General features: G+C 71.1%; 15 protein-coding genes and 1 tRNA gene. 13 read left to right on the forward strand and 3 right to left on the reverse strand.

Annotated elements, in window-relative coordinates; genetic code table 11:
* From ACIQFX_RS31720 to ACIQFX_RS31750, 7 genes are all read left to right on the forward strand, one after another.
* Window positions 1-1,671, forward strand: a 1,671-nt coding sequence (locus ACIQFX_RS31720) for a transglycosylase family protein (RefSeq protein WP_402470346.1), incomplete at its 5' end; no start/stop codon positions are given.
* A gap of 190 nt (window positions 1,672-1,861) precedes the next feature.
* On the forward strand, window positions 1,862-2,710 hold the full coding sequence (locus ACIQFX_RS31725) for a siderophore-interacting protein (RefSeq protein WP_402470347.1): 849 nt from the start codon (window positions 1,862-1,864) through the stop codon (window positions 2,708-2,710).
* 138 nt (window positions 2,711-2,848) lie between these two features.
* Window positions 2,849-4,327: a pyridoxal phosphate-dependent decarboxylase family protein gene (locus tag ACIQFX_RS31730; RefSeq protein ID WP_402470349.1), complete on the forward strand. Its 1,479-nt coding sequence runs from the start codon at window positions 2,849-2,851 to the stop codon at window positions 4,325-4,327.
* Complete coding sequence (locus ACIQFX_RS31735; RefSeq protein WP_402470350.1) at window positions 4,314-5,597, forward strand: lysine N(6)-hydroxylase/L-ornithine N(5)-oxygenase family protein; 1,284 nt, start codon at window positions 4,314-4,316, stop codon at window positions 5,595-5,597. The genes ACIQFX_RS31730 and ACIQFX_RS31735 overlap by 14 nt, the downstream gene beginning before the upstream one ends.
* A complete protein-coding gene (locus tag ACIQFX_RS31740; protein ID WP_402470351.1) occupies window positions 5,594-6,124 on the forward strand; it encodes a GNAT family N-acetyltransferase in 531 nt (176 codons plus the stop codon). The genes ACIQFX_RS31735 and ACIQFX_RS31740 overlap by 4 nt, the downstream gene beginning before the upstream one ends.
* The gene (locus ACIQFX_RS31745; RefSeq protein ID WP_402470353.1) at window positions 6,121-7,899 is read left to right on the forward strand and encodes an IucA/IucC family protein; all 1,779 of its coding nucleotides are present in this window, start codon (window positions 6,121-6,123) and stop codon (window positions 7,897-7,899) included. The genes ACIQFX_RS31740 and ACIQFX_RS31745 overlap by 4 nt, the downstream gene beginning before the upstream one ends.
* A 155-nt stretch (window positions 7,900-8,054) precedes the next feature.
* Complete coding sequence (locus ACIQFX_RS31750) at window positions 8,055-9,275, forward strand: FG-GAP-like repeat-containing protein (RefSeq protein WP_402470355.1); 1,221 nt, start codon at window positions 8,055-8,057, stop codon at window positions 9,273-9,275.
* Between the two features lie 95 nt (window positions 9,276-9,370).
* Here the strand turns inward: ACIQFX_RS31750 and ACIQFX_RS31755 are convergent, their stop codons facing one another.
* Window positions 9,371-10,987, reverse strand: a complete 1,617-nt coding sequence (locus tag ACIQFX_RS31755; RefSeq protein ID WP_402470357.1) for a beta-N-acetylhexosaminidase — start codon at window positions 10,985-10,987, stop codon at window positions 9,371-9,373.
* A 191-nt stretch (window positions 10,988-11,178) separates the two neighbouring features.
* On the opposite strand from ACIQFX_RS31755, the gene ACIQFX_RS31760 reads away from it, so the two are divergent.
* The gene (locus ACIQFX_RS31760; RefSeq protein WP_026057838.1) at window positions 11,179-11,454 is read left to right on the forward strand and encodes a hypothetical protein; all 276 of its coding nucleotides are present in this window, start codon (window positions 11,179-11,181) and stop codon (window positions 11,452-11,454) included.
* Window positions 11,455-11,496: 42 nt separating this feature from the next.
* Entirely contained in the window at window positions 11,497-13,314 is a 1,818-nt protein-coding gene (glmS, locus tag ACIQFX_RS31765) for a glutamine--fructose-6-phosphate transaminase (isomerizing) (RefSeq protein ID WP_402470359.1), read from the forward strand.
* A 146-nt stretch (window positions 13,315-13,460) separates the two neighbouring features.
* Here glmS and ACIQFX_RS31770 read toward each other — a convergent pair whose 3' ends face one another.
* Together ACIQFX_RS31770 and ACIQFX_RS31775 are read right to left on the reverse strand one after the other, a co-directional pair.
* On the reverse strand, window positions 13,461-14,021 hold the full coding sequence (locus ACIQFX_RS31770; RefSeq protein ID WP_402470361.1) for a GPR1/FUN34/YaaH family transporter: 561 nt from the start codon (window positions 14,019-14,021) through the stop codon (window positions 13,461-13,463).
* 229 nt (window positions 14,022-14,250) lie between these two features.
* On the reverse strand, window positions 14,251-14,772 hold the full coding sequence (locus ACIQFX_RS31775) for a universal stress protein (RefSeq protein WP_015033782.1): 522 nt from the start codon (window positions 14,770-14,772) through the stop codon (window positions 14,251-14,253).
* A 342-nt stretch (window positions 14,773-15,114) separates the two neighbouring features.
* On the opposite strand from ACIQFX_RS31775, the gene ACIQFX_RS31780 reads away from it, so the two are divergent.
* The 4 genes from ACIQFX_RS31780 to ACIQFX_RS31795 all read left to right on the forward strand — a co-directional run bounded on the left by ACIQFX_RS31780 (window position 15,115) and on the right by ACIQFX_RS31795 (window position 17,991).
* Window positions 15,115-15,492, forward strand: coding sequence for a hypothetical protein (locus ACIQFX_RS31780; RefSeq protein WP_402470362.1), 378 nt, complete (start codon window positions 15,115-15,117; stop codon window positions 15,490-15,492).
* 415 nt (window positions 15,493-15,907) lie between these two features.
* Window positions 15,908-17,071, forward strand: a complete 1,164-nt coding sequence (locus ACIQFX_RS31785; RefSeq protein WP_402470363.1) for a helix-turn-helix domain-containing protein — start codon at window positions 15,908-15,910, stop codon at window positions 17,069-17,071.
* A gap of 127 nt (window positions 17,072-17,198) precedes the next feature.
* Window positions 17,199-17,801, forward strand: a complete 603-nt coding sequence (gene orn, locus ACIQFX_RS31790; protein ID WP_402470364.1) for an oligoribonuclease — start codon at window positions 17,199-17,201, stop codon at window positions 17,799-17,801.
* A gap of 117 nt (window positions 17,802-17,918) precedes the next feature.
* A tRNA-His gene (locus tag ACIQFX_RS31795) sits at window positions 17,919-17,991 on the forward strand.
* Window positions 17,992-18,013 lie beyond the last annotated feature (22 nt).

Genomic DNA, 18,013 nt, shown 5'->3' on the forward strand with positions numbered 1-18,013 from the left:
CTCTACTTCGGCGGCCTGCAGTTCTCGGCCTCCACCTGGAACGGGTTCGGCGGCACCGCCTACGCGGCCCGCGCCGACCTCGCCACCAAGAAGGAGCAGATCCTCATCGCCGAGAAGGTCCTCAAGGTCCAGGGCGAGGGAGCATGGCCGACCTGCGGGCCCGCCGCCGGCCTGGGCGCCGACCACGCGGACCCGTACCCCGACCCCGTACCGCCGGTCTCCCGGGTCGTCGGCCCGTCCTCGGGCACGGTGGCCACCGGCACGATCACCCTCACGGCCTCCGTGACCGACGCCGTCGGCACCCCGACCAAGGCGACCTTCTACGTCGACGGCGTCGCGGTCGGCACCGACACCGGCGCGGGCCCCGCCTACTCCGTCTCCCTCGACACGACGACCCTGGCCGACGGCTCGCACACGGTGACCGTACGCGCCGCCAACGACGCCGGGCAGACCGGCCCGCTGTCGGACGGGGTCGCCTTCCTCACCGCGAACCGCGCGACCACCACACAGAGCACCGGCGACTTCAACGGCGACGGCAAGGACGACATCGCCGTCTTCTACGACAACGGCCAGGCCACGGACGGTACGGGCTACCGCTCCGCCCTGTGGACCTTCACCTCCACCGGGTCCGGCTTCGGCGCCCCCGTCAAGAAGTGGGACAACGTCTCCACCGGCTCCGGCTCCTGGAACTGGGACCGCTCGAAGGTCACGACGGGCGACTACAACGGGGACGGCAAGGACGACGTCGCCGTCCTGTACGACCAGGGGATCTCGCAGACCGGCGGTCGCTGGACCGCGCTGTGGAGCTTCACCAGCACCGGCACCGACTTCGCCGACCCCGCCAAGAAGTGGGACAGCCTGGAGTCGGCCGACTCCTGGGACTGGTCCCGGTCGAAGGTCACCTCGGGCGACTTCGACGGCGACGGCAAGGACGACGTCGGCGTCCTCTACGACAACGGCCAGAACACGGGCGGCGAGTTCGTCTCGGCCCTGTGGTCCTTCCGCAGCACGGGCACGGACTTCGCGAAGCCGGTCAAGAAGTGGGACAACGTCTCCACCGGCTCCGGCTCCTGGAACGCGGACCGCGCGAAGCTGCTCGCCGGCGACTTCGGCGGCGACGGCAAGGACGACGTCGGCATCCTCTACAACAACGGGCAGCAGGCGGACGGCACCAACGTCACCGCGCTGTGGACGATGACCAGCACCGGCACCGACTTCACCAACCCCTCCAAGAAGTGGGACAACGTCTCGACGGGCTCCGGCTCCTGGAACTGGAACCGGTCGAAGGCGACGTCCGGCGACTTCAACGGCGACGGCAAGACCGACGTCGGCGTCCTCTACGACAACGGCGAGGCCTCGGACGGCCGCAACCAGGCGGCGCTGTGGACCCTCACCAGCACCGGCACCGACTTCACCAACCCCTCCAAGAAGTGGGACTCGGGCACGGGCAGCTGGAACGCCGCCGCGAGCAAGGTGACGGCCGGCGACTTCAACGGCGACGGCAAGACCGACGTCGGCGTCCTCTACAACTACGGCCGGCAGACGGACGGCACCAACCGCACCGGCCTGTGGAAGTTCACCAGCACGGGCACCGGCTTCGCCGACCCGGTGAAGCCGTGGGACAGCACGGGCTTCGGCAGCTGGAACTGGTTCGCCAGCGACCTCGTCTGAGCGTCGACCGCACGCGTGAGGCCCGCCACCCCGGGGTGGCGGGCCTCACAGCCGTGTACGGCTCCCCCCTGTAGATCAGAATGAGGTTAGGCTAACCTATCTTTGATTTGCCCGGGCCGACCCAGGCCCGCACGGAGGCGACGTCGCCGTGCCCCGAAACGCCCGAGCCACCCAGAAGGTGTCCTGACCCATGACGAACGCCGAGAAGGCCCCCTTCCAGTTCTTCGCCCTCCAAGTCGACCGGACGCGACGGCTCGGCCCGTCCCTGGTCCGCGTCACCTTCACCGGGGACGACCTGAAGGAATTCGCCGCCGGGGGCCGCGACCAGTCGCTCTCCCTCTTCCTGCCGCACCCCGGCCAGGAGGCGCCCGTCCTGCCGCCGCTGGACAACCCGGACATGTACGCGATCCTCGGCGCCTGGCGCGCGATGCCCGACGACGAGCGGGCCGTGATGCGCTCGTACACCGTCCGGGAGCAGCGCACCGAACCCCGCGAGATCGACATCGACTTCGCGATCCACGAGGACGGCGGGCCCGCCTGCCGCTGGGCCGGCCGCGCGAAGGCCGGCGACCAGGTGGTCGTCCTGGGTCCGGCGGTCGCCGACAACACGGGCGTCCGCTTCCGGCTGCCCGAGGACGCCGACTCGGTGCTGATCTGGGCGGACGAGACGGCCCTTCCCGCGGCCTCGGCGATCCTGGAGTGGCTGCCGGCCGAGACCCGCGCCCATGTCTTCCTGGAGGTGCCGTTCTCCGGCGACCGCACGGAGCTCGCGACCGAGGCGGACGCGACGGTCACCTGGCTCGTACGGGAGGAGGGCGCGCCGTCCGCCGTGGACGCGGTGCGCGGGGCGGAGCTGCCCGGCGCGTCCCCGTACGTCTGGATCGCGGGCGAGTCCGGGGCGGTCAAGGCGCTGCGCCGGCACTTCGTGCGGGAGCGCGAACTCGACCGCCGCCGGGTGACGTTCGTCGGCTACTGGCGCAAGGGGCTGTCCGAGGACGCGCTGCGCGAGGTCCCGGACGAGACGCAGGAAGAGGTCTGACCTCCCCTCCCCCGATGACCCTCCATCCCTTCGGGGCTGGGGGGTCATTGCGTTGCAAAATTAGGTTAGGCTAACCTAACTACTGCTGATCGCCCGGCGGTCCGGCATTCCCGGCGTTCCCTCCCGAAAGGGCCCTCCATGCGCTCCCACCTGCTCAACGACACCACGGCGGAGAGCTACCGACGCTCCGTCACCGAAGGAGTCGAGCGGGTGGCGAGCAAACTCGCCGCGACGCGAGGCCCCTTCACCGGTGTGACGCCCGCCGAGCTCGCGCCCGTCATCGACGCCGTCGACCTCGACCGGCCGCTCGGCGACTCCTCCGCCGCGCTCGACGAGCTGGAGAGCGTCTACCTGCGGGACGCCGTCTACTTCCACCACCCCCGCTACCTGGGCCACCTCAACTGCCCGGTCGTCATCCCCGCCGTCCTCGGCGAGGCGGTCCTCTCGGCCGTCAACTCCTCGCTCGACACCTGGGACCAGAGCGCCGGCGGCACCCTCATCGAGCGCAAGCTGATCGACTGGACCACCGGCCGGATCGGCCTCGGACCGGCCGCCGACGGCGTCTTCACCAGCGGCGGCACGCAGTCCAACCTCCAGGCCCTGCTCCTCGCCCGCGAGGAGGCCAAGACCGCGGACCTGGCCAAGCTCCGGATCTTCTCCTCCGAGTGCAGCCACTTCAGCGTCCAGAAGTCGGCCCAGCTGCTCGGCCTCGGCCGCGACGCCGTCGTCCCCGTCCCGGTCGACGGGAACAAGCGGATGCAGTCCGTCGTCCTCGCCGCCGAACTGGAGGCCTGCCGCGCCGAGGGCCTCGTCCCGATGGCGATCGTCGCCACCGCCGGCACCACCGACTTCGGCTCCATCGACCCGCTGCCCGAGATCGCCGCCCTGGCCGAGGAGTACGGCGCCTGGATGCACGTGGACGCGGCCTACGGCTGCGGCCTGCTCGCCTCCCGGACCCGCCGCCACCTCCTCGACGGCATCGAGCGGGCCGACTCGGTCACCGTCGACTACCACAAGTCCTTCTTCCAGCCGGTGAGTTCCTCCGCCGTCCTGGTCCGCGACGGCGCCACCCTGCGCCACGCGACCTACCACGCGGACTACCTGAACCCGCGCCTCCCCCAAGTCCTCGACTCCGCTCGAACAGGGGGGACCCCCATGGTCGCCGAGCAGATACCGAACCAGGTCGACAAGTCCCTCCAGACCACCCGCCGCTTCGACGCGCTCAAGCTGTGGATGACGCTGCGCGTGATGGGCGCCGACGGCGTCGGCGAGCTCTTCGACGAGGTGTGCGACCTGGCCCGGGAGGGCTTCGACCTGCTCACCGCCGACCCGCGCTACGACGTGGTGGTCGCACCGCAGCTCTCCACCCTCGTCTACCGGTACGTCCCGGAGGGAGACGTCCCGCCCGCCGAGGTCGACCGGGCCAACCTCCACGCCCGCAAGGCCCTCTTCGCCTCGGGCGAGGCCGTCGTCGCCGGAACCAAGGTCGACGGCCGCCAGTACCTGAAGTTCACCCTGCTCAACCCCGAGACCACCGCGGCCGACATCGCCGCCGTCCTCGATCTGATCGCCGGCCACGCCGAGCAGTACCTGGGAGAGAACCTTGTCCACGCCTGAGACGCCCGAGATCCACGACTTCATCGGCATCGGGCTCGGTCCGTTCAACCTCGGACTCGCCTGCCTGGCCGAGCCGATCGACGAGCTGAACGGCCTCTTCCTGGAGTCCAAGCCGGACTTCGAGTGGCACTCGGGGATGTTCCTCGAAGGCGCCCACCTCCAGACCCCGTTCATGTCGGACCTGGTCACGATGGCCGACCCGACCTCGCCGTACTCCTTCCTCAACTACCTGAAGGAGAAGGGCCGGCTGTACTCGTTCTACATCCGCGAGAACTTCTACCCGCTGCGGACCGAGTACAACGACTACTGCCGCTGGGCCGCCGGGAAGCTCTCCTCGATCCGCTTCTCGACCACCGTCGCGACGGTGTCCTTCGACGAGGCCGACCAGGTGTACGTGGTCGCCACCGAGGCCGGTGAAACGTTCCGCTCGCGCCGGATCGTCCTCGGCACCGGCACCCCCGCCTACGTCCCCGAGACCTGCCGGGACCTCGGCGGCGACCTGATCCACAACTCGCGCTACCTCCCGAACAAGGAGGAGCTCCAGAAGAAGAAGTCCATCACCCTGGTCGGCAGCGGCCAGAGCGCCGCCGAGATCTACTACGACCTCCTCTCGGAGATCGACGTCCACGGCTACCGCCTCAACTGGGTGACCCGCTCCCCGCGCTTCTTCCCGCTCGAATACACCAAGCTCACCCTGGAGATGACCTCCCCGGAGTACGTGGACTACTTCCACGCGCTGCCCGAGCGGACCCGCTACCGCCTGGAGACCGAGCAGAAGGGCCTCTTCAAGGGCATCGACGGCGAGCTGATCGACGCCATCTTCGACCTGCTCTACCAGAAGAACCTGAACGGCCCCGTCCCCACCCGGCTCCTCACCAACTCCGCGCTGCGCAACGCCGCGTACGACGAGGCGGCCGGCACGTACACGCTCGGCTTCCGCCAGGAGGAGCAGGAGAAGGACTTCGAGCTGGAGACCGAGGGCCTGATCCTCGCCACCGGCTACAAGTACGCCGTCCCCGCCTTCCTGGAGCCGGTCCGCGACCGCCTCAACTGGGACGGCCAGGGCCGCTTCGACGTGGCCCGCAACTACGCGATCGACACCACCGGCCGCGGGGTCTTCCTCCAGAACGCCGGCGTGCACACCCACTCGATCACCTCGCCCGACCTCGGCATGGGGGCCTACCGCAACGCGTACATCATCGGCGCGATGCTGGGCTACGAGCACTACCCCGTCGAGAAGACCATCGCCTTCCAGGAGTTCGCCGCATGACCGTCCAGATACGTCCCTTCGACCCGTCGAAGGACGCCCGGCTGATCCACCCCTGGGTCACCCACCCGAAAGCCGCCTTCTGGATGATGCAGGGCGCGACCCTCCAGGACGTCGAGCGCGAGTACGCGGCGTTCAGCGCCCACCCGCACCACCACGTCTTCATCGGCCTGGTCGACGGCGAGCCGGCCTTCCTGATGGAGCGGTACGACCCGGCGCACCTGGAGCTGGTCGGGCTGTACGACGCGCTCCCCGGCGACGTCGGCATGCACTTCCTCGTCGCACCCACCGACACCCCCGTGCACGGCTTCACCCGCCGGGTGATCACCGCCGTGATGGCCGAGCTGTTCGCCGACCCGGCGACCGAGCGGGTCGTCGTCGAGCCCGACGTCTCCAACAAGGCCGTCCACGCGCTCAACGCGGCCGTCGGCTTCGTGCCCGAGCGCGAGATCCAGAAGCCCGAGAAGAAGGCCCTGCTGAGCTTCTGCACCCGCGCGCAGTTCGAGGCCGCCGTGGCGGTGGCGGCATGACCCTCACCGACCCCGTCGCCCACCTCACCCCCGAGCGCTGGGCCGACGCCAACCGAGCCCTGATCCGCAAGGGCCTCGCCGAGTTCGCCCACGAGCGGCTGCTGCACCCGCAGGAGCTCGGCGAGAGCCGCTACCAGGTCCGCAGCGACGACGGCACGACCGAGTACCGCTTCACCGCCGACCGGTTCGCCCTCGACCACTGGCAGGTCTACCCCGATTCGATCAGCCGCCACCGCGGCGACGAGCAGCTCCCGCTCGACGCGCTCGTCTTCATCACCGACCTCCGCGGCTCCCTCGGCCTCAGCGACGAGATCCTCCCGGTCTACCTGGAGGAGATCTCCTCCACCCTCGCCGGCACGGCCTACAAGGCGACCAAGCCGCCCGTCACCGCCGCCGAGCTCGCCCACGCCGGCTTCCAGGCGATCGAGACCGGCATGACCGAGGGCCACCCCTGCTTCGTCGCCAACAACGGCCGGCTCGGCTTCGGCGTCGACGAGTTCCGCGCGTACGCCCCCGAGGCCGCGAGCCCCCTCCACCTGATCTGGCTGGCCGCCCGCCGCGACCGCGCCACCTTCACCGCCGGCGCGGACATCGAGTACGACGCCTTCGTCCGTGCCGAGCTCGGCGACGCGGCGGTGGACGGCTTCGCCGCGACCCTCACCGGCCGCGGGCTCGACCCGGCCGACTACCTCCTCATGCCCTGCCACCCGTGGCAGTGGTGGAACAAGCTGTCCGTCACCTTCGCCGCCGAGGTCGCCCAGCAGCGCCTGGTGTACCTGGGCGAGGGCGACGACAGCTACCTGGCCCAGCAGTCCATCCGTACCTTCTTCAACACCTCGGACCCGGCCAAGCACTACGTCAAGACGGCCCTGTCCGTCCTGAACATGGGCTTCATGCGCGGCCTCTCGGCCGCCTACATGGAGGCCACCCCGGCCATCAACGACTGGCTGCACCAGCTGATCGAGGCCGACTCCGTCTTCGCCGCGGCCCGCTTCTCGATCATCCGCGAGCGCGCCGCCGTCGGCTACCGGCACCTCGAGTACGAGGCCGCCACCGACCGCTACTCCCCGTACCGCAAGATGCTCGCCGCCCTCTGGCGCGAGTCGCCGGTCCCGTCCCTCGCCGAGGGCGAGCGCCTCGCCACGATGGCCTCGCTCCTCCACGTGGACCACGCGGGCGCGTCCTTCGCGGGCGCCCTGATCAAGGAGTCGGGCCTGGAGGCGGCCGTCTGGCTGCGCCGCTACCTGGACGCCTACCTCCTGCCGGTCCTGCACAGCTTCTACGCCTACGACCTGGCCTTCATGCCGCACGGCGAGAACGTCATCCTCGTCCTCGACGAGAACGGCACGGTCTCCCGCGCGATCTTCAAGGACATCGCCGAGGAGATCGTCGTCATGGACCCGGCGGCGGTGCTGCCGCCGGCCGTCGAGCGCGTCCGTGCCGAGATCCCCGAGGACATGAAGCTCCTCTCGGTCTTCACCGACGTCTTCGACTGCTTCTTCCGCTTCCTGGGCGCGACCCTGGCCGCGGAGGGCGTCCTCGACGAGGACTCGTTCTGGCGCACCGTCGCGGACTGCGTGCACGCCTACCAGGCCTCCGAGCCGGAGCTCTCGGACCGCTTCGCGCAGTACGACATGTTCGCGGAGACCTTCGCCCTCTCCGCGCTCAACCGCCTCCAGCTGCGCAACAACAAGCAGATGGTCGACCTGGCGGACCCGTCGGCGGCCCTCCAGCTCGTCGGCGACCTGGTGAACCCGATCGCCCGCTTCGCCTGACCTCCCCAGGCCCGAAGACCGATGCGAGCCCCGCCGGAGTACGGTCCTCCGCCGGGGCTCGCATCTGTTCCACGCCCGCCCGACGCGGGTGGGCGCGTTCCCGCTCGTACAACCTTCCGGCAGGTCGTTGGTCTCACCTGACGAAAGGGGAACACATGCGCACGATGATCAAGCGCGGTCTGGCGTCACTGCTGGGCCTCGCGACCCTGGGCGGCGTCGCCGTCGGCACCGCGGCGCCGGCCCAGGCCGCCGTGTCCGACTGCCCGGCGGGCTACTTCTGCGCCTGGACGCAGGAGGACGCGAAGGGGTCGATGCTCAAGACGAAGACGAACATGGCCACGATGGGTTCGTGGGGCACCCGGTTCGGCTCGTACATCAACCGGACGTCGCTGTACACCTGTCTGTACGAGTCCCCGGAGTACAGGTGGTACGACGGCTACTGGTCGGAGGATCCGGCGGTCAACGGCTCCTGGACCACGGGACCGATGACCACGATCGCCTCGCTGAAGTTCGTCCGGACGGAACGCGAGTGCTCCCGGCCCGCGTACCCCTCGTGGAACGCGGCGTCCTCCCCCACGACGGCCGGCTTCGGCGACCTGAACCGTGACCGCAGGGCCGATGTCCTCGCCCGGGACCTGGTGGGGCGGCTGTGGTTCCTGCCCGGCGACGGCTCGGGCCGACTGGTCGGCTCCGGCGGCTGGAACGCCATGAACGCCTTCGTGCGCCACGGTGACTTCACCGGCGACGGCCGCGAGGACGTCCTCGCCCGCGAGGGCTCGACCGGCAGGCTGTGGCTGTACGCCGGCGCGGGGACGGGCGGGCTCGGCACGCGCAAGCTCATCGGGTCGGGCGGCTGGAACGCCATGGGCCGGATCGCCGGCGTCGGGGACCTGTCCCGGGACGGCCGCCCCGACGTGCTGACCGTCGAGAAGTCCACGGGCAGGCTCTGGCTCTACCCCGGCACCGCCTCCGGTGGCCTCGGGGCCCGCAAGCTGCTCGGAACCGGCGGCTGGAACGCCATGGACGCCCTGGTCGGCCCCGGTGACACGAACGGCGACGGCCGCGTGGACGTGATCGCCCGGGAGAGGTCCACGGGCAGGCTCTGGTCCTACCCGGGGACCGCTTCGGGTGGCCTCGGGGCCCGCAAGCTGATCGGAACCGGCGGCTGGAACGCGATGGACACGTTCCTCGCGGTCGGTGACACCACCGGCGACGGCCGCCCCGATCTCTCGACCGTCACCAACAGCGACTACGTCCTCGGCGGTTCCCGGGGGAACCCGGGGTGGCTGGTCACCTACCGCGGCCTCGGCACCGGCGCCTTCGCGGCCGGTGAGACGACCGACGGCGAGTGGTGGGGCCTCAACGGCGCCTTCTGACCCACCGGCGGGGGACGGCCCCGTCCGACCGCCGCACCGAAGCGGAACGCCCGGCCGGGTCTCCCCCGGCCGGGCGTTCCGCTTCGGTGGGCGTGCTACTCCGCCGGCCAGGGCACCTGCGGTGACCTGTAGTAGGTGATGCCGAGGGCGTCGAAGCGGGGGGCCTGTTCGGCGAGGCGGAGCTTGTAGGTGTCCCAGTCGTGGGTGGAGGCCGGGGACCAGCCGAGTTCGGCGATGCCGGGGAGGCGGGGGAAGGCCATGACGTCGAGGTCGGCCGTGGTGGCGAGGGTCTCGGTCCAGAGGGGGGCCTCCACGCCGCGGACCGCGGTCCCGGGGACGCCGAGGTAGGCCGCCGGGTCCCAGTCGTACGACCGCCGGACCTCCACCGTCCCGGCCCAGGCGAGGCCGAGGGGGGTGTCCTTCGTGTACTTCATGTCGAGGTAGGAGCGGTCGGCCGGGGAGAGGATCAGCCCGGTCCCGTTCCGCGCGGCCTCGGCGACCCGGTCCTTCTCGGCGGCGGGGGTGCGGTCGGTGCCCCAGTACTGGACGAGGGCGCCGGGGGCGGGGGTGGCGCCGGTGAGCTGGTGCCAGCCGATGACGGTCTTGCCGTACTTGGCGACGACGGGCTGGACCCGGTCCATGAAGGCGACGTAGTCGTCGTGGCTGGTGGAGCGGGCCTCGTCGCCGCCGATGTGGACGTAGCGGCCGGGGGTGAGGGCGGCGATCTCGCGGATCACGTCGTCGACGAAGTCGTACGTGACGGGCTTGGGCGCGCAGAGGGAGCTGAAGCCGACCTTGGTGCCGGTGTAGAGGGGCGGGGCGACGCCGTCGCAGTTGAGTTCGGGGTAGGAGGCGAGGGCCGCGTTGGTGTGGCCCGGCATGTCGATCTCCGGGACGACCTCCTGGTAGCGGGAGGCGGCGTACCGGACGATCTCCCGGTACTGCGCCTTGGTGTAGAAACCGCCGGGGCCGCCGCCGACCTGGGTGGAGCCGCCGTGCGTGGTGAGGCGGGGCCAGGAGTCGACGGCGATGCGCCAGCCCTGGTCGTCGGAGAGGTGCAGGTGGAGGGTGTTGACCTTGTAGAGGGCGAGCTGGTCGATGTACCGCTTCACCTCGTCGACGGTGAAGAAGTGGCGGGAGACGTCGAGCATCGCGCCCCGGTAGGCGTAGCGCGGGGTGTCGGTGACGGTGCCGCCCGCGATCTTCCAGGGGCCGTTCTGGACGGTCTTGCGTTCGACGGCGGCGGGCAGCTGCTGGCGCAGGGTCTGGACGCCGCGGAAGAGGCCGGCGGGCTCGCGGGCGGTGAGGGTGAGGCCGTCGGGTCCCGAGACGAGCCGGTAGCCCTCGGCGCCGAGGGCGGTGGCTCCGGGGTCGACCCGGAGCCGGATGCCGCCCGGGGCGGCGGCCTCCTCGACGACGGGGAGCGGGAAGCCGGTGGCGGGGCGGAGGAGCCCGGCGAGGTAGTGGCCGAGGGCCCTGGACTCGCGGGAGGTGCCGTCCACGCCGATGCGGGTGTCGCCGGTGAGGGTGTACGGCTCGCCCTCGGGGGTGACGGAGGCGGGGGCGGGCACGATCCGGCCGAGCGGGCGGACCTCGGGTTCGGCGGCCGCGGCGGTCCCGGTGCCCGCGGCGGCCTCGCCGCAGGCGGCACCGGCGGCCGCGACCAGGAGCAGCGAACCGATCAGGCGTGGAATCCTTCGGCGCGGTGTCACGGGCGGCTCCCCTTCGGTCGTTGGACGCGTCTGACGTGTTCTATATCCGTACGGTCACCTTGCGTACCGCCCTGACTCCGATCGGTTGAGGTCTGGACCAATTTCGCCGATCGGAGGCTGGACCGGGACCCTCCTGCCCGATTTCGGGCAGGATTCTTGCGAAAATGGGCCCGGCGCCTCACTATTCATGGGTGCTCGAACGCCGCCCGTCGCACGACGACCTCATCGACCATCTGGTCCGCAGCACCGCGCTCCAGCGCGGTGAGGCCGCCCGGGTGGTGCTCGACGTGCTGGCGTACTTCGACGAGACGACCGAGGAGTTCGTCCGCCGCCGCCACCGCGAGCTGCAGTCCGGCGGGGCCGTGAACGCCGAGATCTTCGAACGGATCTCGGGCGAACTGCCGCACCGGGCCGTGGCGCCGCAGGAGCTCTCGCTCCGGCAGCTGCGCCGCATCGTCTACGGCTGAGTCGGCCGGGCACACTCACCGATCTGGAGGGGTAACACCTTTATGTGCGGAATTGTCGGTTACATCGGTAAGCGTGACGTCGCCCCGCTGCTGCTGGAGGGCCTGGCCCGGCTGGAGTACCGGGGTTACGACTCCGCCGGCATGGTCATCACCAGCCCGAAGGCCGCCGGCCTGAAGATGGTGAAGGCCAAGGGCCGCGTGCGCGACCTGGAGGCCAAGGTCCCCAAGCGCTTCACCGGCACCACCGGCATCGCCCACACCCGCTGGGCCACCCACGGCGCGCCGAGCGACATCAACTCGCACCCGCACCTGGACCCCGAGAACAAGGTCGCCGTCGTCCACAACGGCATCGTCGACAACGCCCAGGAGCTCCGCGCCAAGCTGGAGGCCGACGGCGTCGTCTTCGCCTCCGAGACGGACACCGAGGTCATCACCCACCTCATCGCCCGCTCCCAGGCCGACACCCTCGAGGAGAAGGTCCGCGAGGCGCTCAAGGTCATCGAGGGCACCTACGGCATCGCCGTGATGCACGCCGACTTCAACGACCGCATCGTGGTGGCCCGCAACGGCTCCCCGGTCATCCTCGGCATCGGCGAGAAGGAGATGCTCGTCGCCTCCGACGTCGCCGCCCTGATCGCCCACACCCGCCAGGTCGTCACCCTCGACGACGGCGAGATGGCCACCCTCAAGGCCGACGACTTCCGCACCTACACGACCTCGGGCGCGTCCACCACCGCGACCCCCGAGACCGTCGAGTGGGAGGCCGCCTCCTACGACATGGGCGGCCACGACACGTTCATGCACAAGGAGATCTCCGAGCAGCCCGACGCGGTCGACCGCGTGCTGCGCGGCCGGATCGACGACCGCTTCTCCACCGTGCACCTCGGCGGCCTGAACCTGGACGCCCGCGAGGCCCGCACCATCCGCCGCATCAAGATCCTCGGCTGCGGCACCTCGTACCACGCCGGCCTCATCGGCGCCGGGCTCATCGAGTCCCTGGCCCGCATCCCCGCCGACGCCGAGCCGGCCTCGGAGTTCCGCTACCGCAACCCGGTCGTGGACCCCGACACCCTCTACATCGCCGTCTCCCAGTCCGGTGAGACCTACGACGTGCTCGCCGCCGTCCAGGAGCTCAAGCGGAAGGGCGCCCGCGTCCTCGGCGTCGTGAACGTCGTCGGCTCGGCCATCGCCCGCGAGGCCGACGGCGGCGTGTACGTCCACGCCGGCCCCGAGGTCTGCGTCGTCTCCACCAAGTGCTTCACCAACACGGTGACCGCCTTCGCCCTGCTCGCCCTGCACCTGGGCCGCATCCGCGACCTGTCCGTCACCGACGGCAAGCGGATCATCGAGGGCCTGCGCAAGCTCCCCGCGCAGATCGAGGAGATCCTCAAGACCGAGGACGAGATCAAGGAGATCGCCGCGGAGTACGCGGGCGCCCAGTCGATGATGTTCATCGGCCGTGTGCGGGGCTACCCCGTCGCCCTGGAGGCCTCCCTCAAGCTGAAGGAGATCTCCTACATCCACGCCGAGGCCTACCCGGCCTCCGAGCTGAAGCACGGCCCGCTCGCCCTCATCGAGCCGGCCCTGCCGACGGTCGCCATCGTCCCCGACGACGACCTGCTGGAGAAGAACCGCGCCGCCCTGGAGGAGATCAAGGCCCGCAGCGGCCGCATCCTCGCGGTCGCGCACCAGCCGCAGGCGAAGGCCGACCACACCATCGTCGTGCCGAAGAACGAGGACGAGCTGGACCCCATCCTGATGGGCATCCCGCTCCAGCTCCTCGCCTACCACACGGCGCTCGCCATGGGCCGCGACATCGACAAGCCGCGCAACCTGGCCAAGTCCGTCACGGTCGAGTAGCAGCGACCTCGGGGCCTGTCCCCCCGAGCCGCGCCGCCGGGCCTGTCCCCCGGCGGATCTCGGCCTGACACGCAGCGGTCCCCGTGCACACCCAGGTGCACGGGGACCGCTGTCCTTTGCGGTGGAGCGCGGTGGAGCGGGGTGGATCAGCCGGCGGCCGGAGCGCTCGCCGTGCGCCGGAGGGACGTCGGCCAGCCCGCCACCGCCGCCGTGGCGCCGTACCAGGCGACGAGGCCGGCGACGGCGGCGACCCAGCCGCCCGCCTTCCCGAGGCCGCCGTTGTCGACGAGGGCGCCGACGCCGAGCAGCAGCAGCGCGACGAACAGCAGGCCGTACACGCCCTGTCCGAAGAGCCCGCTGCCCGAGGAGGCCATGGTCAGCGTGAGCGCGAGGAGCGCCCACAGGAGGAGGAACAGGCCCGCCGCGTCGGCCGAGCCGGTGCCGCCGACGCCGGTCCCCCAGGTGAACCAGAAGGCGCCGAGCGCCGTGTACGCCGTGCCCTCTCCCTTGTCGCCCGCCCTGAGCGCGAGCAGGCCGACGAGGAAGAGCGTGACCCCGCCGACCCAGGTGGCGAGGCCTGCGGCATCCGCTGCCGCGACGTTGTCGACGATCCCCGTGCCGCCCAGGCCGAAGGCCAGCAGGGTCAGTCCGAGGGCGAGGTGTCCGAGAGTGGAGGCGGTGTTTCCCGCGGCGACTTCGTTGTTCACGGCGGGCTCCCTTCAGGTGTGCAGTCGTGCTGCGTGAGCTGCGTGATCCGGTGACCTTTATGTACCCTTCACAAGCGCACAATTCACCTGCGGAAGGCCGAATTTATGGCCGAATGACGGTAGTTGGCGAAGAGACCTGACGCACCGTGAGCGAAGGCGCCGGACCGGGCGGCCGCACGGGTCCCCGGGAGGGCCCGGAGAAGTCCCCCGGAAGGGTGACGCGGAGGGTTTACGGGATGACGATGACGGGCCGCTGGGCGCGGCGCGCGAGGCGGCCGGCCACCGAGCCGAAGATCCGCCCGACGATCCCGTGCGTGGAGCCGACCACGATGGCGTCGGCCGAGTACTCGCGGCCGACCTCCTCCAGCTCGTGGCAGATGTCCCCGCCGCGCTCGACGAGGATCCACGGCACCTCGGAGAGGTGCTCGGCGCAGGCCAGCTCCAGACCGAGGACCTCGGTGCGGTGGTCGGGCACGTCGACGAAGACGGGCGGCTCGCAGCCGGCCCACACCGTGGTGGGCAGCCGGTTGGCCACGTGCACGATGATCAGGCCCGATCCGGAGCGCCTGGCCATGCCGATGGCGTACGCGAGGGCTCGCTCACTGGACGTGGAGCCGTCGAAGCCGACGACGACGCCGTGCCGGAAGGCCGGGTCGCAGGCGTGACGTGGCTGTTCCACCGCGAGGGGGTCGACCGTGGAGTCGGCGACGCGCTTGCGGTCCGCGGGTTCGGGGAATTCGTGACCGGCCATCGGTGTCTCGGCGAAGAGGGTCCTCGTGCGAAGGGACGGGGAAAAGAGGGGACGAACGACGGGTGGCGGCGGAGCTGTGTCCGGGAATCATCTTCCCAACCCCATACCCCCAAGGGTACGGCGCCACTCCTCTCCTGCCCAGAGCCCGCCGTCTCACGCCCGGCGTGCCCGCCGCCCGCGGGCGGCGCTCCAGGGAGCATGCACGAGCGGCTCGCGATCTGGCAATGCCGGTTGTGCCCTACAGGCGTCCGTACGGGGGCCAAACGGACGTCGCCCAGAGTGACCGGAACGTTCCACTCCTCGTTGCCACAGGTCCAGCCCACCGTCGCAGGGAGACCGCCCGTGCCCGCACCACCGACCGCCGTCGGCCAGACCTCCGCCACCCCCTCCTCCTCCGCCCTCGGGGCCCCCCGCGGCCGCCGCCGGGCGCCCGCTCCCGCACCGACCGTCGCCGTCGTCGTCGCGGAGTCGGAGCCGGGGCCGGCGGCGGGAGCGGGAGGGGGAGCGAGGGGTCCGGCCGACGACGTCGTCCGCTGGGCGGCCTTCTGCTGCGTCCTGGTCCCGGTGGTGCTCGTCGTCTACGGCACCTCGCTCGGCGGGGCCGCCGGGGCGGCGCTCGGACTCGTCTCGGTGACGGCGGCCTGCCGGGTGCTGCTGCGCCGCTCGGAGCGCGGACTGCGGACCGAGGGCGGCCGCTGCGGGCGTCGCGATCAGGCCTGAGCGGGGCACCGAGCCACCCCCGCACCCCTTCGAGTTGACAGGTTCGTACACCCGAACCCATATGATTTCAGCCAAGTTCCATGCGTCGGCGAGTCCTTGGCGGAACGATTGGCCAGCCCCGGCAAGGAGACCGGCGAAAGCCCGGCTCCCAGGCCCCGCACCCCCCATGTACGGGGTCGTTGGCGGTCGCGACCCCTTCCCCCCGCCACCCGGCGGGGACAGTTCGCGATCGATCGCTTCACGCCAAGTTGCCTTGTCGACAATCCACCGGATGGAGAACTTGTCACGCCGGCGCCACGGGACACAGTAGATTCGATCATGGGTACCGAAGACTGGGGTCTCGTGCAAAACCGAGGGGAAACGTGCAGGAGCGACACGACCAGGGAGACGCGAACACCGAGGGGGGCTTAGCGTCATGAGCCAGGACTCCGCCGCACCGGAGGTCGCACGGAAGCTGTCCGGGCGCCGCCGTCGCGAAGTCGTCGCGGTGCTGCTGTTCAGCGGCGGCCCCATCTTCGAGAGCTCCATCCCGCTCTCCGTGTTCGGCATCGACCGGCAGGACGCCGGAGTGCCCCGATACCGGCTGCTCGTCTGCGCCGGCGAGGAGGGACCGCTCAGGACCACGGGCGGCCTCGAACTCACCGCGCCGTACGGCCTGGAGGCGATCAGCCGCGCGGGGACCGTCGTCGTCCCGGCCTGGCGGTCGATCACCTCGCCGCCGCCGCCGGAGGCACTCGAAGCGCTGCGCCGCGCGCACGAGGAGGGGGCCAGGATCGTCGGCCTCTGCACCGGGGCGTTCGTCCTCGCCGCGGCCGGCCTGCTCGACGGCCGCCCGGCGACCACGCACTGGATGTACGCGCCGACGCTCGCCAAGCGCTACCCGTCGGTCCACGTGGACCCGCGGGAGCTCTTCGTCGACGACGGGGACGTGCTGACCTCCGCCGGCACCGCGGCCGGAATCGATCTGTGCCTGCACATCGTGCGGACCGACCACGGCACCGAGGCCGCGGGCGCGCTGGCGCGCCGGCTGGTCGTCCCGCCGCGGCGCAGCGGCGGTCAGGAGCGCTACCTCGACAGGTCTTTACCGGAGGAGATCGGCGCCGACCCGCTGGCCGAGGTCGTCGCCTGGGCGCTGGAGCACCTCCACGAGCAGTTCGACGTGGAGACGCTCGCCGCTCGCGCGTACATGTCACGGCGGACCTTCGACCGCCGGTTCCGCTCGCTGACGGGCTCGGCCCCCCTCCAGTGGCTGATCACCCAGCGGGTGCTCCAGGCGCAGCGGCTGCTCGAGACCTCCGACTACTCGGTCGACGAGGTCGCGGGCCGGTGCGGCTTCCGCTCCCCGGTGGCGCTCCGCGGCCACTTCCGGCGGCAGCTCGGCTCCTCGCCGGCCGCCTACCGGGCGGCGTACCGCGCCCGGCGGCCGCAGGGTGAGGCCGGCACGGTCGTGCTCGACCCGATCGTGCCCTCCCAGGTCCCGGTGGGCATGCGACGCCCGTCACTCGACCCGGGCAAGCCGCAGTCCGACGCCTACGCCCCCGGCCGCGCCTCGCTGCCGGGCCAGCGCAGCGCGCCGTAGCCACGACCCGCACGGCCACAAGCCGCGCACCGCAGGAACCACGGGCGCCCGGGGACACCTCCCCCGGGCGCCCGTCGGCCTGCCACGAGCCCGGCCCGATCGGCACGGCACCCCCTAAGGTGGACACATGAACGATCGCATGGTGTGGATCGACTGCGAGATGACCGGGCTCTCGCTGACGGACGACGCACTCATCGAGGTGGCCGCACTGGTCACCGACTCGGAACTGAACGTGCTCGGCGAAGGGGTGGACATCGTGATCCGCCCGCCGGACGCGGCCCTGGAGACCATGCCCGAGATCGTGCGCCAGATGCACACGTCCTCGGGGCTGCTCGACGCGCTCGCCGAAGGGACCACGCTCGCCGACGCCGAGGCCCAGGTGCTCGCCTACATCCGCGAGCACGTCAAGGAGCCGGGCAAGGCGCCGCTGTGCGGGAACTCGGTCTCCACGGACCGCGGCTTCCTCGCCCGCGACATGCCGGCCCTGGAGGGCCACCTGCACTACCGGATCGTCGATGTGTCCTCGGTCAAGGAGCTGGCCCGCCGCTGGTACCCGAGGGCGTACTTCAACAGTCCGGAGAAGAACGGCAACCACCGGGCGCTCGCCGACATCCGCGAGTCCATCGCCGAGCTGCGCTACTACCGCGAGGCGGTCTTCGTCCCGCAGCCCGGACCCGACTCGGAGACCGCGAAGCAGATCGCGGCCCGCCACGTCCTGCCCGCCGAATGACCACCCGCTCGCGCCCTCGGAACCCCCTCGGGAAAACGCGGGCGCGAGCACCCTCCGGGACCCTGTAGACTTCTTCTCGGCCGGTCAGGGAAACCTTCGGGAAAACCGCCGGTCATGGTGGGTATAGCTCAGCTGGTAGAGCACCTGGTTGTGGTCCAGGATGTCGCGGGTTCGAGTCCCGTTACTCACCCTGAAGGCTCAGGCCCCGGTTC

Origin of the sequence: Streptomyces sp. NPDC093089 (assembly GCF_044754405.1) — a bacterium.
GTDB lineage: Bacteria > Actinomycetota > Actinomycetes > Streptomycetales > Streptomycetaceae > Streptomyces.

What these genes read in the sequence shown, in the direction of transcription:
- ACIQFX_RS31725 (WP_402470347.1), top strand. Translation starts at nt 1,862, where the DNA reads ATGACGAACGCCGAGAAGGCCCCCTTCCAGTTCTTCGCCCTCCAAGTC.
- ACIQFX_RS31730 (WP_402470349.1), top strand. Translation starts at nt 2,849, where the DNA reads ATGCGCTCCCACCTGCTCAACGACACCACGGCGGAGAGCTACCGACGC.
- ACIQFX_RS31740 (WP_402470351.1), top strand. Translation starts at nt 5,594, where the DNA reads ATGACCGTCCAGATACGTCCCTTCGACCCGTCGAAGGACGCCCGGCTG.
- ACIQFX_RS31745 (WP_402470353.1), top strand. Translation starts at nt 6,121, where the DNA reads ATGACCCTCACCGACCCCGTCGCCCACCTCACCCCCGAGCGCTGGGCC.
- ACIQFX_RS31750 (WP_402470355.1), top strand. Translation starts at nt 8,055, where the DNA reads ATGCGCACGATGATCAAGCGCGGTCTGGCGTCACTGCTGGGCCTCGCG.
- glmS (WP_402470359.1), top strand. Translation starts at nt 11,497, where the DNA reads ATGTGCGGAATTGTCGGTTACATCGGTAAGCGTGACGTCGCCCCGCTG.
- ACIQFX_RS31775 (WP_015033782.1), bottom strand. Translation starts at nt 14,772, where the DNA reads ATGGCCGGTCACGAATTCCCCGAACCCGCGGACCGCAAGCGCGTCGCC.
- ACIQFX_RS31785 (WP_402470363.1), top strand. Translation starts at nt 15,908, where the DNA reads ATGAGCCAGGACTCCGCCGCACCGGAGGTCGCACGGAAGCTGTCCGGG.
- orn (WP_402470364.1), top strand. Translation starts at nt 17,199, where the DNA reads ATGAACGATCGCATGGTGTGGATCGACTGCGAGATGACCGGGCTCTCG.